The 16252-nt window shown below is 70.8% G+C and carries 9 protein-coding genes; 6 read left to right on the top strand and 3 right to left on the bottom strand.

Features of this window, described 5'->3' with window-relative positions; genetic code table 11:
• Window positions 1-126: 126 nt before the first annotated feature.
• From HNQ52_RS15245 to HNQ52_RS15255, 3 genes are all read right to left on the bottom strand, one after another.
• A complete protein-coding gene (locus tag HNQ52_RS15245) occupies window positions 127-855 on the bottom strand; it encodes an SDR family NAD(P)-dependent oxidoreductase (RefSeq protein WP_183962037.1) in 729 nt (242 codons plus the stop codon).
• Between the two features lie 151 nt (window positions 856-1006).
• Window positions 1007-2428 (bottom strand): M16 family metallopeptidase, encoded by a 1422-nt coding sequence (locus tag HNQ52_RS15250; RefSeq protein WP_183962038.1) that lies wholly within the window; start codon window positions 2426-2428, stop codon window positions 1007-1009.
• Window positions 2429-2433: 5 nt separating this feature from the next.
• Window positions 2434-3789, bottom strand: coding sequence for a M16 family metallopeptidase (locus HNQ52_RS15255; protein ID WP_183962039.1), 1356 nt, complete (start codon window positions 3787-3789; stop codon window positions 2434-2436).
• A gap of 179 nt (window positions 3790-3968) precedes the next feature.
• Between HNQ52_RS15255 and HNQ52_RS15260 the strand changes: the two genes are divergently transcribed.
• The 6 genes from HNQ52_RS15260 (at window position 3969) to HNQ52_RS15285 (ending at window position 16081) form a co-directional block, all read left to right on the top strand.
• Entirely contained in the window at window positions 3969-6173 is a 2205-nt protein-coding gene (locus HNQ52_RS15260) for a bifunctional serine/threonine-protein kinase/formylglycine-generating enzyme family protein (protein ID WP_183962040.1), read from the top strand.
• Between the two features lie 130 nt (window positions 6174-6303).
• The gene (locus HNQ52_RS15265) at window positions 6304-9309 is read left to right on the top strand and encodes a reprolysin-like metallopeptidase (protein ID WP_183962041.1); all 3006 of its coding nucleotides are present in this window, start codon (window positions 6304-6306) and stop codon (window positions 9307-9309) included.
• 403 nt (window positions 9310-9712) lie between these two features.
• Entirely contained in the window at window positions 9713-12694 is a 2982-nt protein-coding gene (locus tag HNQ52_RS15270; protein WP_183962042.1) for a reprolysin-like metallopeptidase, read from the top strand.
• Window positions 12695-12791: 97 nt separating this feature from the next.
• On the top strand, window positions 12792-13559 hold the full coding sequence (locus tag HNQ52_RS15275; RefSeq protein WP_183962043.1) for a queuosine precursor transporter: 768 nt from the start codon (window positions 12792-12794) through the stop codon (window positions 13557-13559).
• Window positions 13559-14161, top strand: a complete 603-nt coding sequence (locus tag HNQ52_RS15280) for a hypothetical protein (protein WP_183962044.1) — start codon at window positions 13559-13561, stop codon at window positions 14159-14161. The genes HNQ52_RS15275 and HNQ52_RS15280 overlap by 1 nt, the downstream gene beginning before the upstream one ends.
• A 96-nt stretch (window positions 14162-14257) precedes the next feature.
• Window positions 14258-16081 carry a right-handed parallel beta-helix repeat-containing protein gene (locus HNQ52_RS15285; RefSeq protein ID WP_183962045.1) on the top strand — a complete coding sequence of 608 codons (1824 nt, stop codon included), beginning with the start codon at window positions 14258-14260 and terminating at the stop codon, window positions 16079-16081.
• Window positions 16082-16252: the final 171 nt, after the last annotated feature.

Genomic DNA, 16252 nt, shown 5'->3' on the forward strand with positions numbered 1-16252 from the left:
CGTAGCGCAGGACCCCCGAAGGCTAGTGACGGTCGCGGCGCCGCGCAAGTCGCTCTGCGGCACGGTTGCGGCGAACGGTGCGGGCGTCTCCGGTGCCGGCCTGTCCCGCCCGCCGGGGCGCGCGGATCATCCCTTGACGCGCAGGCTGGAGCGCCCGCCGTCCACGCCGACGATCTGGCCCGTGATCCAGCCGGCGTCGCGCGAGAGCAGGAACGCCGCGAGCGCGGCGATGTCGTCGGCTTCGCCCAGGCGCGGCAGCGGATGCAGCGCGGCGATGGCGCTGGCGGACGCGTCGTTGGCCAGCAACCCGGCCGCCAGCGGCGTGCGCGTCAGCGACGGCGCGATCGCGTTGACACGGATGTGCGGCGCCAGTTCGGCCGCCAGCGACAGCGTGAGTCCGGCGACGGCGGCCTTGGCCATGCCGATCGAGGCGTGGAAGGTGAAACCCTGCTGCGCGGCGATGCTGGAAAACAGCAGGACCGCGCCGCCGTGTTCGGCGCGTTTGAGTGCGGGCAGCGCGGCCTGCACGGCGAGTGCGGCACCGAGCGCATTCACTTCGAAATCGCGCCGGTAATCGGCTGCGGTGAGCCGCGCGAATCCGCGCAGCTGGATGGTGCCGACGGCGTAGGCAATGCCGGCGAGCGTCGGGCCGGCGTCGGTGGCGACGCGGGCGAAGAGCTCCGGGTCGGTGACGTCGCCGACGGTGAAGCCGGCACCGAGCGGTCCGGCCACCGCGCGCAGCGCGTCCTCGCGCCGGCCGACGAGATGCAACGCGTGCCCGGCGTTGGCAAGGCGTTTTGCGAGCGCGCTGCCGATGCCGCCGGCGCCGCCGTAGATGAGGAATGTGTCGGCCATGACGGCGAAGACCCGTTTCGACGCGGGGCGCGTCCATCCCTACATCGCAGCGCGAGGGCGACGTGGATGCAGGCGCTCGCGTCGGCGACCGGCACGGGCGGCGCCCGCTTCCTTCTGGCGGTGTGGCCGAATGCCTGCGGCCACACCGGAGTTACGGGGTGACGGCTCCCGTCGGTCCGGGGCCGAATCCCGGATCGGACAGCGCGATTTTCGTCACCGGCCCGTACTTGCCGATCGCATCGCCGATCTTCGACGCATCGCCGATGACGACGAGCAGGCTGTCGTCGCGGGTTGGGAACACCGAGCGCGCCGCGGCGATGTCGGCCGCGGTGGCGCGTTCGATGCGCTCGCCGTACCCGTCGATCGCGTCGCGGCCGAGGCCGTCGATGTGCAGGCTCGCGAGCGCGCCGGCGAGCTGATCGGCGGTTTCGTAGTCGGGCGCGAACTGGCCGAGCACGTAGCGCTTGGCCGAGGCCTGCATGTCGTCGGCGATGCCCTCGGCGTGCAGGCGGTCGACGGTGTCGAACGCAAGATCGAGCGCCTGCGCCGTGGCATCGGTGCGGGTGAAGGAGCTGAAGCCGGCGGCGCCGGGCCGCGCGAGGCGTTCGATCGAAGCACGCGCGCCGTAGGTGAGCCCGGATTTCACCCGCAGCTCGGTGTTGAGCATCGAGGTGAAGCGCCCGCCGAACACCGTCTGCACCAGATCCTGCGCCGCGCGTGCCGGATCGTCGACGGCCGCGCCGACGTTGCCGACCCAGAAGTAGGTCTGCGTGGCGCCCGGCTTGTCGACCAGCAGCACGCGGCGGCCGGTTTCGCGCAGCTTCGGCGGCACCGCCGGCAGGCGGCCGGTGGCCTTGCCCCATGCGCCGAAGCGCTGCTCCACGGCCTTGCGCATCGAGGCCGGATCGAAGTCGCCGACGATCGCGATGACGGCGCGGTCCGCGCCCACATACGCGGTGTAGTACGCACGCAGGTCGGCGAGGGTCAGCGCGGCGAGGCTGGCTTCGTCGCCCCCCTCGGGCCGGCCGTATGGATGGTCGCGGAACAGCCAGGCCTGGGCATAACTGCCGATCAGACCGCGCGGATCGCCGTCCTTTGCCGCCGCGATCGACTGTACCGCGCGCGTGCGCGATTTTTCGAATTCCGCCAGCGACAGCGTCGGGTGCAGGAACGCATCCGCGAGCAGGTCGAGCATGAGCCCGGTGTCGTCGGCCAGAAAACTGGCGTCGGCGACCAAGGCCTCGCGCGACGCGCCGAAGCGCAGCTCGCCGCCGGCACCGTCGATCGCTTCGGCGAAGGCACGCGCATCGCGCTTGCCCGCGCCTTTGCCGAGCAGTTCCGCCAGCTGCGAGGCGGTGCCTTCCTTGCCGGCCGCGTCCGCGAGCGCGCCGCCGCGGACGGCGATCCGTGCGGCCACGAGCGGCACGTCGGCCTTGCGCATCAGCAGCAGCGTGACGCCGTTGTCGAGCGTGATGTCGTCGTAGGCCGGCAGGGTTACGCCGACCGCGTGCGCGGCGAGCGCGGTGCAGGCGAACGCGGCGCCGAGAAGGGCGCGTGCAAGCAGTCGGGTCATGCGATTCACTCCTGGTCCGCGGCGTCGGCCGCGCCGGGCACCGGTTTCAGCACGCCCACCGTGCGATTGGACGTGCGCAGTACACGCGCCGCCACGGCCTGGATCTGCGCGCCCGTCACGCCAGCCACTTGTGTCGGCGCGTCGAACAACGCGTTGTAGTCGCCGTGGAAGATCTCGTGGCTGCCGAGCGCCTGCGCCTTGCCCGAGATCGTGGCGATGGCCCGCCAGAATGCAGCCTGGTGCTGCTTCGTCGCCTTGGCAAGTTCGGCGGGGGTGATGCCCTCGCGCACGATGCGCGCGAGCTCCTCGTCGAACAGCGCCTCCACCTTCGCCACATCGCCTTCGGGCGGCAGCAGGGCGTAGAAGAACACCAGGCCCGGATCGAAGCCCTGTTCGACATTGCTGCCGATGCCGATCGCCGCCTGTTCCTGCTCGACGATGCGCTGGTGCAGGCGCGAGGAATCGCCGTCGGCGAGGATCGACACCAGCAATTCCGTCGCCGTGGCGTCTTCGTGGCGCGCATTGCCCACGTGGTAGGCCAGCGCCAGCACGGGGGTCTGTGCGTCGGCCTTCTCCAGCGTCACGCGGCGCTCGCCGCGCTGTTCGGGCTCGACCGTGGTCACCGCCTTGGGCGGTGCCTGGCGCGGGATCTTCGCGAAGTATTTTTGCGCCAGCGCGAACACGGTGTCCGGTTCGACGTCGCCGACGACGAACATGGTGGCGTTGTTCGGCGCGTAGTAGGTGCGGTAGAAGGTCTTGAGATCGTCGATGGTCCAGCGCTCGATGTCCGACGGCCAGCCGATCACCGGGAACTGGTACGGGTGCGCGATGTACGCGGTGGCCTGCATCTGTTCGACCAGCGCGCCGATGTTGTTCTCGTCGACCGACGAGCGCCGCTCGCTGTAGACGACGCCGCGTTCGCTTTCGACCACCTTCGGATCGAAGTCGAGGTTGGCCATGCGGTCGCTTTCCAGATCGAAGATGATGTCGAGCGCGTCCTTCGGGAACCAGTCCTGGTACACCGTCACGTCGTTGGAGGTGTAGGCGTTGTTGGAGCCGCCGGCGTTCTCCATGGTGCGGTCGAACTCGCCCGGCGCACGCGTGGACGTGCCGTTGAACATCATGTGCTCGAAGTAGTGCGCAAGGCCGGTGATGCCCGGGTATTCGTTGCGGCCGCCGGCGCGGTACCAGGTGTAGACCGCCACGTTGGGGATGTCGTGGTCGGGCCAGACGACGATCTTGAGGCCGTTGTCGAGGGTGCGCGTGACGATGGCGTCGGCGCCGGGCACCGCGGCGGGCGCGGCGTGGGCCGCGACCGCGGTCAATGCCAGCGCGAGCGCGGCGAATCGGAAGAGCGGCATGGGTGGATCCGCGGAGGGGCGAGCGGGCGTTATAGGCCAGCGCGCGCGTGCCCGCAAATGCGCAAGGTCGCCGCGTGGTCGCGACCGGCCGCGGCGATGCGGTAGTCTCCGCGCCGGGGGTGGCACGGGCGCGGCGGATCGCGGCGGGCGGCCTTCCGTCCGTCCGCACCGGCCAAGGCATGCACGACACGCCCGAGACTCCCGCCAGCGACGCCATCGCGCCCGCAGTTCCCGGCGGCCTGCCGCGCGTGGCCGGCTACCGCATCGAACGCGTGCTCGGCCGCGGCGGCATGGCGGTGGTGTACCTGGCGGTGCAGGAGTCGCTCGACCGGCAGGTGGCCATCAAGGTGATGATGCCGGCCGGCGGGCTCGACGAAGCGCAATCGCAACGTTTCGAGCTCGAGGCACGCACCATCGCCAAGCTCGAACATCCGGGCATCGTCGGCATCCACGAGGTCGGGCGCACCGCGGACGGCCAGCTGTATTACGTGATGCCGTATCTCTCGCACGGCGATCTGTCCGAGCGCGACTACCGCGACGACGAGGACGGCCTCATCGCGCTGCTGCGCACGCTGCTCGACGCACTCGGCTACGCGCACGCGCGCGGCATCGTGCATCGCGACGTGAAGGCCGAAAACGTGCTGTTCAACAACGCCGACCAGCCGCAGCTCGCGGACTTCGGCATCGCGCTGTCGCGCAAGGGCGCCACGCCGCGCGTCACCACCGACGGCCTGGCCCTCGGCAGCGGCGGCCACATGCCGCCGGAACAGGCGCGCGGCGCGGTGGTCGACGGCCGTGCCGATCTCTACAGCCTCGGCGTGCTCACCTACGAACTTCTGACCGGCGACCTGCCGTATTACGCCGACGATGCGCTGGCCCTGGCCGTGATGCACGCGCACGATCCGATTCCGCGCCTGCCGGGCGAGAAGGCGCACTGGCAGGACTTCATCGACCAGGCCATGGCCAAGTCGCCCGAGCGCCGCTTCCGCAATGCGCAGGCGATGGCGCGCGCGCTCGAGCGGGTGAACGATCGCCTGCATCCGCGCGGCGGCATCGTCGGTTGGCTCACGCATCCGGCGTGGCGGCGGCCGGGCGTGCTGGTGGCGCTCGGGGCGCTGGCCGCGGTGTGCATCGCCGTGGCGGTGTGGCCGCGGGGCGAGATGGCGCCCGCCGGAGCGGTCGATGCCGCGCCCGCCGCACCCGCACCCGCAGCGCGGCTCGACCCGCAGGCGCGCGCCGCGATCGAAACCCGCCTGGGCGAGGCCGCGCAGCAGCTCGCGGCCGGCGCGCTGCTGGTCCCGGCCGGTGCGAACGCCGCCGAAAGCTACCTCGACGTGCTCAAGGCCGATCCGGGCAATGCCGCGGCGCGGGCCGGACTCGATGCCGTGCTCGCCGCGCTGTCGGCCTCGCTGGTGGACGCCGCTCAGGCCGAAGGCGCCGAGGCCTCGCGCGAACGCTATCGCCAGGCGGTGCTGTTTGCCGATGTAGCGCAATTGCGCGACGGCCCCGGCTTCGCCGCGTTGCGCGAGGACGCCACGCGCGTCGTGCTCGCCGCCATCGATGCGCGCATCGCGGCGTGGGATGCGCCCGCCGCCGCCGCGTGGCTGCCGCTGGCCGAGGAAGTGCAGCTCGATGCCACCGCGCTCGCGGCGCTGCGCGAACGCATCGACGCGCTGCCCGCGCCGGGCGAAACGGTGCGCGACGGCGACGGCCCGGAGTTGGCCTTCATCCCAGCCGCCGACGGCGCGCCGCCGTTCGCGCTGATGCTCGACGAAGTCTCGCGCGGCGACTACGCCCGTTTCGCCGACGCCACCGGGCGCGAGGCGGGTCGCTGCCGCAGCCGCCTCTCGCCGCTGCAATTGTTCGACAAGCGCGACTGGCGCGATCCGGGCTTCGCGCAAGGTCCGACCGAACCCGTGGTCTGCGTGAGCCTGGACGACGCACAGGCCTACGCCGCCTGGCTCAGCCGCCGCAGCGGCCAGCGCTACCGCATCCCCACCGCCGGCGAATGGCGCCGCGCCGCGCGGCTCGGCAGCGCGGCCACCGGCTGTGCCGCGGGCAATGTGTTCGACCGCAGTGCGGACGGGCGCGGCACGCGCCACGCCTGTACCGACGGCAGCGCGCACACCGCGCCCGCCGGACGGTATCCGGCCAGCGCGCTGGGTCTGCACCACCTGCTCGGTAACGTCAGCGAGTGGACGCTCAACTGCGGCAGCGCGGACAACGCACTGGCGCGCACGCTCGAGAGCGACGCCTGCCCGCGCCGCGCCGCCATCGGACCGTCGTGGCGCGACGGCCCGATGGCGGCGAATGCCGCGCTGCAGATGCTGCCGCCCGAGCGCGGCTACGACGATGTCGGTTTCCGCCTGCTGCGCGAGTTCTGAGCCAACGTCCCGCCGCGCGCGTGCTGCGCGGCACGCGCGACGCTGCTAGGCTCCGCCGGCGGTTTCCAGCGGACGGAAACCCCCGAACGCGCCGCCTCCGGCGCCTCTCCACTCGTTGCGGGGTCACACGATGTCTTCGATTGCATGGCGCCGCGCGCGCCGATGGGCGTGCCTGGTGCTGTTGCCGGGCGCGATGTTGCCGGCCGCGGCGCTGCAGGCGCAGACACGCGCCGCCTGGACCGAACTCGAGGGACGCGATGCAGCCGCCTCGGCCCCGGTCGCCGCGGGCGTGCGCGTGTTCGACGTGGACACCGCGCGCATCGAGAGCGAGTTGATGCGCGGCGCGAACCCCAGCATCGAACTGCCGCTCGCCGGCGGCGGATTCGCCACCTTCGCGATCCGCGATTCGGGCACGATGCATCCGGCGCTTGCGGCGAAATTTCCGGAGATCCGCAGCCTGCGCGGCGAGGACGGGCAGGGCCGCCGGTTGCGGCTGGACGTCTCGCCCGCCGGTATCAACGCGATGATCTTCGCCGACGACGGCGTGCAGGTGATCCGCCCGCGCGCGATCGGCGACAGCGTGCACGAGAGCTTCGCGCGCGAGGACTACACCGGCCCGCGCCAGCGCTTCGAATGCGACGTGAAGGACGCCTCGCCGCTGCACAAGGCACTGCACCGTATCGACGGCCACGGCCACGCCGCCGCGAAGACCGTCACCGGCGACGAGCGCCGCAGCTACCGCCTCGCGGTGGCCGGCACCGGCGAATACACCACGTTCCACGGCGGCACCGTGGCGCTCGGGCAGGCGGCCATCGTCACCACGATCAACCGCGTCAACGAGGTGTACGAAACCGATCTGTCGGTGCACTTGGAACTGGTGCCGAACAACAACCTGATCGTCTACACCAACGGCGGCACCGATCCGTATTCGAACGGCAATCCGGGCACGATGATCGGCCAGAACGTGACCAATCTGAACGCGGTCATCGGCTCGGCGAATTACGACGTGGGCCACGTCTTCGGCACCAACAGCGGCGGGCTCGCGGGCCTGGGCGTCATCTGCGGTTCGAGCAAGGCCTCGGGCGTCACCGGCAACGGCGCGCCGGTGGGCGATCCGTTCGACATCGACTACGTCGCGCACGAGCTCGGCCACCAGTTCGGCGCCAACCACACCTTCAACGGCACGGCGAGTTCGTGCGGCGGCGGCAACCGCTCTCTCTCGTCCGCCTACGAGCCGGGCAGCGGCAGCACCATCATGGCCTATGCTGGCATCTGCGGCGCGCAGGACCTGCAGCCGAACTCCGATCCGTATTTCCACGCCCGCAGCCTGCTGGAAATCCAGAACCGCATCACATCGGCGACATGTGACGCACCCACGCCCACCGGCAACACCGCGCCGGAGCTCGCGATGCCGGTCGCGCGCACGATTCCCGCGCGCACGCCGTTCGCGCTGCTCGCCGAGGGCAGCGACGTGGACGGCGACATGCTCACCTACACCTGGGAGCAGTACGACCTGGGCAGCGCGCAGAGCGGCGCGAATCCGTCGCCCACCGCCACCACCGGGCCGCTGGTGCGTTCGTTCGATCCCACACCCGATCCGGAGCGACTGATCCCGCGCCTTTCGACCCTGCTCGGCGGACCGGCCGCAACCGGCGAAGTGCTGCCGGCGGTGAACCGCACGATGACGTTCCGCGTCACCGCGCGCGACAACAACCCCGCCGGCGGCGCCACGCAGAGCGCCGACGTCACGCTCACCGTGCGCGACACCGGCGCCGCGTTCGCGATCACCGATCCCAACACCGCCGGCACCACCTGGACCTGCGGCAGCGACGTGCCGGTGAGCTGGAACGTCGCCGGCACCGACGCCGCGCCCATCGCCTGCGACGCGGTGGACCTGAGCCTGTCGCAGGACGGCGGCGTCACCTTCGCGCACACGCTCGCGAGCGGCGTGCCCAACACCGGCAGCGCGCTCGTGCGCGTGCCGTTCGCGATCGGCACCAGCACGCGCGTGCAGGCGCGCTGCTCGGACAACATCTTCCTGGACATCGGCAACGCGAACTTCAGCGTCGTCGACGCCGGCGAACCCGTGCCGCAGGACGACGCCGCGGCCGCGTCGCCCGAAGACACCGCGCGCACGTTCACCGCCGCCGAACTCGGCGCAAACGACACGCTCGGCGCCGGCGCCGCCGTGCTCGCCGGCATCGACAACGTGGTCGGCGGCACGGCCGAACTGGTCGACGGCGAGGTGGTGTTCACGCCCACGCCGGACACGTCCGGCCCCGCGGGTTTCGACTACACGCTGGCCGACAGCTGCGAACGCACTGCGCCGGCACCGTCGAGCGCCAGCGTCGTCTTCGACGTGTTGCCGGTCAACGATGCGCCGACGCTGGCGCCGCTGCCCGACGTCGCGCTGGTCGCGACGCCCGGCGCGTCCGGCAGTGTCGAAGCCTTTGCCGGTGTGGCGTCGTTCGGACCGGACGACGAGGCCGGCCAGGCTGCCCTGGAATATGTTGTGGTCGTGGACAGCGACCCCGCAGGCGTGGTGGACAGCCTTGCGATCGACGCGGCCGGCACGCTGCAGTACGTGCTGACCGGCGCCGCCGGGCAGGTGCAGGTGTCGGTGACGGTGCGCGACGACGGCGGCACCGACAACGGCGGCATCGATCTCTCCGCGCCGCGCACGTTTGCGCTGCAGGCGCAGGCTGGCGTGGACGTGCGCGTGAGCAAGAGCGACGGCCGCAACGTGGTGCAGGCGGGTGAAGCCGTCAGCTACGTGCTGACGATGGCCAACGCGGGCGCCACGCCGGTAGCGGGTGCGCAGCTGTTCGACACGCTGCCGCCCCTGCTGCAGGACGCGACCTGGACCTGCAGCGCGATCGGCACCGCGTGTCCGGTGCCGGACGGCAGCGGCAACGTCGATCTCACCGCCGCGCTGCCGGTCGGCGCCAGCGTCACGGTGACGGTGACCGCGACCGTGGCCGGTGCCATCGGCGAGACCGTCTCGAACACGGCCTCCGCGCTGCCGGTGTCCAGCCTCGAAACGGAGATGACGCCGGAAGACAACAGCGCCACCGACGAGACCCGTATCGTCGGCGTCGCCATCTTCGCCGACGGCTTCGAGTCCGTCGCCGAATGACTCGCGCCGCCTGCCGGTGCCGCGCACCGGCAGGCGGCCACGACGCAGGCGCCGCGACGGCGCGTGCGCGAGTTCGACGCGTGCCGCGGCGCGCACGCCGATTTTTTTCACGTGTGCGGATCCGGAGATCCGCGGGCAGCGGCGGCGATCCGTGATCGACCTGCGGCCGCATGTGAATGCGTGTTCTCAACTGCACATGCGTTCTGCACGGCCATTGTGAAAAAGTTTCACGTTGCGGTGAACCGAGACTGAACGTTTCGGGCCGATCTGTGCACTCCCTCGCCCTTTTGCCGCCGTACGCAGTGCCATACGCCACAATAACGTGACGTATTCGACAGTTTTGCCCCACGCATGGGCACGGCGTCGATTCGGCGGCAACGCAGAATAAAAACAGGGGTTGTGCATGTCGGTCTCGACTGCCCGCGCGTTCCGCGCGGCGAGTGCGGTGTTGTGTTGCCTGGGATTTGCCTCGCTCGCAGTGGCGTCCGGCGCCGACGGACGCGCGCTGTGGCGTGAATCCGCCGCCGGCGGCGAAAAATCCGCGGCGCAGGCGCGCAGTTTCGAGCTGGATCTCGACGGATTTTCCGCGCTCGCGGCCAAACGTGCCGGACCGGTGGCCTTGCCGCTGGCCGGCGGCGGATTCGCGTCGTTCGACCTCGAGGACGCCGGCACCCTGGATCCGGCGCTCGCACAGCGCTATCCGCAGCTGCGCAGCCTGCGCGGACGCGACGCGTTCGGGCGTCGTCTGCGCCTGGACATTTCGCCTGCCGGCGTCAACGCGATGATCTTCGCCGACGACGGCGTGCAGGTGATCCGCCCGCACGGCAAGCGCGGGCAGCACGAGAGTTTCGCGCGCAAGGATGTCGCCGGTGCGCGCGCGGCCGACCGTTGCGAAACGGATGCGGAACCGGCGCCGCTCGCCGCCGCGCTCGACGCGCTCACGCCGCCCGCCGCCAAGAACGGCGACACGGGCGGCGTGCGCCGCACCTACCGCCTCGCGCTCGCCGCCACCGGCGAGTACACCGCGGCGGTGTGCGCGCCGGCCGCGCCGGACACGGCCTGCGGTCTGGCGGCGATGGTCGCGAGCATCAACCGCGTCAACGAGATCTATGAGACCGACCTCGCCGTGCGGCTCGTGCTCGTGGCCGACAACGACCAGCTTGTCTACACCGACGCCGCGACCGATCCGTACACCAACGGCAACGCCGCGGCGCTGCTCGACGAAAACCAGCTCAACCTCACCAACACGCTCGGCAACGGCGCCTACGACATCGGCCACGTGTTCGGCACCGGCAATGTCGGCCGCGCCAGCATCGGCGTCACCTGCAAGACCGGCAGCAAGGCGCGCGGCGCCACCGGCCGCGCGAATCCGCAGGGCGACCCGTTCGACGTGGACTTCGTCGCGCACGAGATCGGCCACCAGTTCCACGCCAACCATACGTTCAACGGCAGCTCCGGCAGCTGCGGCGGCAGCAACCGGGTGGCGTCGTCTGCCTTCGAACCGGGCAGCGGCAGCAGCATCATGGGCTATGCCGGCCTCTGCGGCGCGCAGAACCTGCAGGCGCATTCGGATCCGTACTTCCACGCCCACAGCCTGGCGGAAATGCAGGCCGAGATCGCCGCCGACACCTGCGATGCCGAACTGCCGGCCGACAACAAGGCGGCCCTGGTCGACACGCTGCCCGAGCACACGATTCCCGCCCGCACGCCGTTCGCGCTGCGCGCGAGCGCGAGCGACGCCGATGGCGACGCGCTCACCTACGCGTGGGAGCAGCTCGACCTCGGCCCCGTGCAGGACGGCGCCCAGCCCGACGCGACCGCGACCGACGGTCCGTTGCTGCGTTCCTGGCCGCCGACGCCGGACCCGGAGCGCATGGTGCCCAACCTCGCCACGCTGCTCGGCGCGCCGCCCGCGAAGGGCGAGGTGCTGCCGCAGGCGACGCGCACGCTCGCGTTCCGCGCCAGCGTGCGCGACAACCATCCCGGCGGCGGCAGCGTGAACCACGCCGACACCACCGTGCACGTGGTCGACACCGGCGCGGCCTTCGCGATCCTCGCGCCGAACGCGCCCGACACCGCATGGACCTGCGGCCGCGACGAAATCGTGCACTGGGACGTGGCCGGCACCGCGCAGGCGCCGATCGCGTGCGCCGCCGTCGACGTGCTGCTGTCGACCGACGGCGGCGTCGCCTTCGATCGCGTGCTCGCGAGCGGCGTGCCCAACAGCGGCAGCGCGGTGCTGCGCGTGCCGTTTGCGCCGGGCGCGAACGCGCGCCTGCAGGTGCGTTGCAGCGACAACATCTTCTTCGCCATCAACGCGGCCGACTTCACCATTGCCGACGCCGGCGCGGTCGCTGCCGACGACGGCCTCACCACGGCGCCCGAGGATGTCGAGCGCACCATCGCCACCGCCGCTCTGCTGGGCAACGACAGCGGCGGCGGCGCGCTGCACGTCATCGGCGTCTCCAATGCGGTCGGCGGCAGTGCATCGCTGGTGGATGGCGCGATCACGTTCGTGCCGCAGGCCGATCGCGTCGGCGAAGTCGGCTTCGACTACCGCATCGCGGACAGCTGCGAACGCCCGCAGCCGACCGGCGCCACCGGGCGCGTGCGCTTCGACCTCGCGCCGGTCAACGATCCGCCCGTGCTCGCCCCGCTGCGGGATCTCAACGTGGCCGCGCAGAAGGGCGCGTCCGGCGCGATCCAGCATTTCGCGGCGGTCGACCATTTCGGCGCCGCGGACGAGGCCGGGCAGCACGTACAGGGATACCTGGTCAGCGTGCCCGACGACGGCGACGGCGTCGTGACCGACGTTTCGATCGATCCCGACGGCACGCTGCGCGCAACCCTCGGCGGCGTGACGGGCACGGCCACCGTGGCCGTGCGGGTGCGCGACGACGGCGGCACCGCCGGCGGCGGCAGCGACACCTCGGCCGAGCGCAGCTTCACCATCACGGCCAGCGACCATGCCGACATCGCTGTCGACATCGAAGCGACGACGCCCACGGTGGTGATCGGCGACAGCGTGCATTACATCGTGACGCTCGAAAACACCGGCGACACCGGCATCGCCGGCACGCACCTGCAGCAGTCGATGCCCGAAGGCGTCGCCCTCGTGCACTGGACCTGCACTGCCGACGACGCCACGTGTCCGGCGCCCGCCGGCACCGGCGCGCTCGATCTGCTGCTGCCGCTCCGTGCGGGCGGGCGCCTCACCTTCGTCGTCTCGGCCGTGGTGCAGTCCGGCGCCGCCGCCGTGCTGCACACGGGTGTGGAAGCGAGTGTCGAGCATGACGATGGCACTGCGGTCGTGCAGCAGAGCGACGCCACACAGACGGCGGTGGTGCGTCGCGACGTGTTCGCCGACGGCATGGAATCGGACTGACGCGCGCTGGGCGCATGGCGGCCGCGTAGAATCGGTGCCTGTCCCTCCGTTCCCAGTCGTCGATGCCGGCCGCGCCGGCCCGCGAGGAGTCCGCCGCATGCCGCCGCTGCTCGACCGTGCCCAGACCCTGTTCGTCGTGCTCGCGGGGTTCTTCATCGCGAACGCGATCCTGGCCGAATTCATCGGCGTCAAGATCTTCGCGCTGGAGGACACGCTCGGCCTGCAGCCGTTCGAATGGAACCTGTTCGGCCAGAGCGGGTCGCTGAGCTTCACCGCCGGCACGCTGCTGTGGCCGGTGGTGTTCGTGATGACCGACATCATCAACGAATACTTCGGCCGGCGCGGGGTGCGTTTCATCTCATGGCTGACGGTGGCGCTGATCGTCTACGGTTTTTTCTTCGCGTATCTCGCCATCGCCGTGGCGCCGGCCGGCTGGTGGGTGACCGTGGCGCAGGGGCAGGGCGTGCCGGATTACCAGGCGGCGTTCGCGGCGGTCTTCGGGCAGGGGCTGTGGACGATCGGTGGATCGGTCACGGCCTTCCTCGTCGGGCAGCTCATCGACGTGAGCGTGTTCCACCGCATCCGTCACGCCACCGGCGAGCGCCACATCTGGCTGCGCGCGACGGCCTCGACCGCGGTGTCGCAGTTGGTCGACAGTTTCGTCGTGCTCTACATCGCCTTCGTGCTGGGGCCGCAGCAGTGGCCGACGTCGCTGTTCCTGGCCGTGGGCACGGTCAATTATCTGTACAAGATGTCCGCGGCGGTGGCGCTGATCCCGGCGCTGTACCTGCTGCGTGCAGGCATCCGGCGCTATCTCGGCGCCGAGCGCGCGGCGCAGCTGAAGGCGCACGCGGCGGCGAGCTGATGGTCGCGTTGCTGCTCGCCGCCTCGTGGTGGCTGCTGTACCACCCGGAGTACGGTCGCGACGTGCGCACGTTCGGAAGCATCTTCGCGCATGCGATGTTCGACGAACTGCGCGGCGCGCCGGGCACCGCTGCGCTCGCGCGCAGCGCGCGGTTCGACGACGGCGACGTCGCGTTCGATTATCCCGCCGTGCTGCGCGCACGCGCCGACGATGACGACACCGATCCGCGCGGCTGGGATTTCGACTACGGCATGTTTTCGCTGCGCCTCGGCGCGCCCGGCGAACTCGACGCCGAGACCTATCTGTCGCTCCTCGCCGACACATTCGCCGACGGCAGCCGCATCGATGCCGAAGGGCCGATGCCCGGACGCACGGCCGTGGTGTGCGGGAAGGAGCAGGTGGCAACGCGCATCCGCGTGCGGATGATGGGCAGCTGGTCGGCGATGGAAGGATTCGACGTGCCGACCGGCGACGGGCAGACCCGCATGCTGATCTTCGACGACGAAGAGGCCGGCAGTCTGGAGACCCAACTCGCGCATGCAACGTACGCGCGCGTGCTCGGCACGCTGCGCTGCGCCGCGGGAAGCGCTCCGGCGGACTGACGCGGCGGCGCGACGGCGCGGGTGTTGTCGCAAATGCCGCCGCAGTGCGTATGGATCGGTGACGTCCACCTCCGGACCCACCGACAGGATCGCACCATGACCCGCCTCGTCTTCGTTCGTCTGTTGCTGCCGCTTGCCGCGCTCTGCCTTCCGTTCCCGCTGCACGCGGGCATCGCGCTGCCGCCCGTCGTGCTCACCGTCGGCAACACCGGCAATTGCGACCACAACACCATCCAGGACGCGATCGACGCCGCGCCCGCATCCGGCAGCGCGGTGATCCGCATTTCCAACAATGTCGCGCACAGCAACCAGGCGCTGACCATCGTCGACAGGAACATCGAGCTGCGCGGCGGCTACCCCGGCTGCGATCTCGCACCGGCCGATCCGGATGCGCGCACCACGCTCCGCGGCAGTGGCGGCAGCAGCGTGGTGTTGATCGATGCGTCCGGCGATCCGCGCACCGTCATCCTGCGCAACCTCGTCATCCGCGACGGCGGTTCGAGCGATCCGCTCACCGAATACGGCGGCGGCGTGCGCGTCAACGGGCTGGCGCAGGTCGAGATCCGCAACAGCCACATCGCCGACAACGAAAGCCACGAAGGCGGCGGCATCGCGATTTCCGGCATCGAGGCGCAACTGCTGCTCGACGACGGCGCCATCGTCGGCGCCGTCGACGGTCTCGCCGGCAACCGCGCCGTGCCCAACGGCATCGCCAGCGTGCTCGGCGGCGGCATCGCCTGCCGCAATGCGACCGTCGAACTGCGCGACGCGCGCGTGCGCAACAACACCTCCGCCGGCGACGGCGGCGGCCTGTACGCCAGTGCCTGCACGCTGCTGATCGAGCCGCGTCCGGACTACGTCGAGGGCAGCAACGGCGCCAACGGCTTCGCGACGTTTTTCCAGAATCATGCCGACATCAACGGCGGTGCGATCCGCGCCCACAACGGCCTGGTGTTCTGGCGTTCGTCCGAACCCGGCGGGCACTTCGGCGGACGCGCGTCCGGCAACACCGCCGACAATTCCGGCGGCGCGCTGCACCTCACCGGCCCGGCGATGCAGTTCGTCGCCGACTGGGTGCGGCTGGAAGCCAACGACGCACCCAACGCGGGCGGCGCCGTGTACCTGGACGACGACGCGCGCTTCAGCCTGCGCGGCACGGCAGGCATGCGCTGCGACTACGCCACGTGTCCCGGCATCGTCGAGTCGAATTTCGATCCACCTTCGAGCAGTGCCGGCGGCGGTGCGATCTACGCGGTCGGCGGGTCCGATGTCTCGCTCTCGCGGGCGCTGCTGGCCAACAACATCGGTCTGTCGGGATCGGCCGTGCTGGCCTCCGGCGAAGGCACGCGCCTGACCCTGCGCCACGTACTGGTGCATCGCAACTTCCTTGCGCAGGACGACAGCCTGGATTCGCCCATCGACCTGCTCGGCGGCGCGGACGGCACGCTCATCCACGTCACGATGAGCACCAACGTGCGCGTGGATTCCGACACGCTGTACGCGCCCGTAGCATCGAGCGTGCTCGTGAGCGGTGCAGGATCGAGCGCGCTGCTCTTCAACAGCATCTTCACCGACGACGGCGTGCAGACCGTACGCACGCTCAACGGCGGCGCGGCGACGGGCTCATGCCTGCTCAGCCACGAAAGCGCGAGCGTCTCGGGCGTGACGATCGGCGATCCGCAGTATGTCGATCCGCTCGGCAGCGCGCCTGATTTCACGCCAGGCCCGACGTCGCCGGCGCTCGATCGCTGCGAAACCGCCGAAACCTTCCCGATGGCGCCGCTGCCTGACTTCACCGGACGCACGCGACCGATTGACCTGCCGCCGTCGTTCGACGGCGACGCGAGCTTCGACATGGGTGCGATCGAACGGCAGCGCGAGGTGCTGTTTGCCGACGGCTTCGAGCTGCCGATGTTCTGACGCGAAAGCGCGCGAGGCGGGAAGGTCCTCCGCGATGCCGCACGTCGGCGCGCGATGTCGCGCAGTGCCGGGTCGACGAACGGTCGGCCTGCAGCGCGGGATCGCGCGTGTTGATGCAAATCGCGGATTCGCCTGACAAGAGAATCGGTTGTGCTTGCAATCGATATCGAT

The organism is Chiayiivirga flava (assembly GCF_014202825.1).
Lineage (GTDB): Bacteria > Pseudomonadota > Gammaproteobacteria > Xanthomonadales > Xanthomonadaceae > Chiayiivirga > Chiayiivirga flava.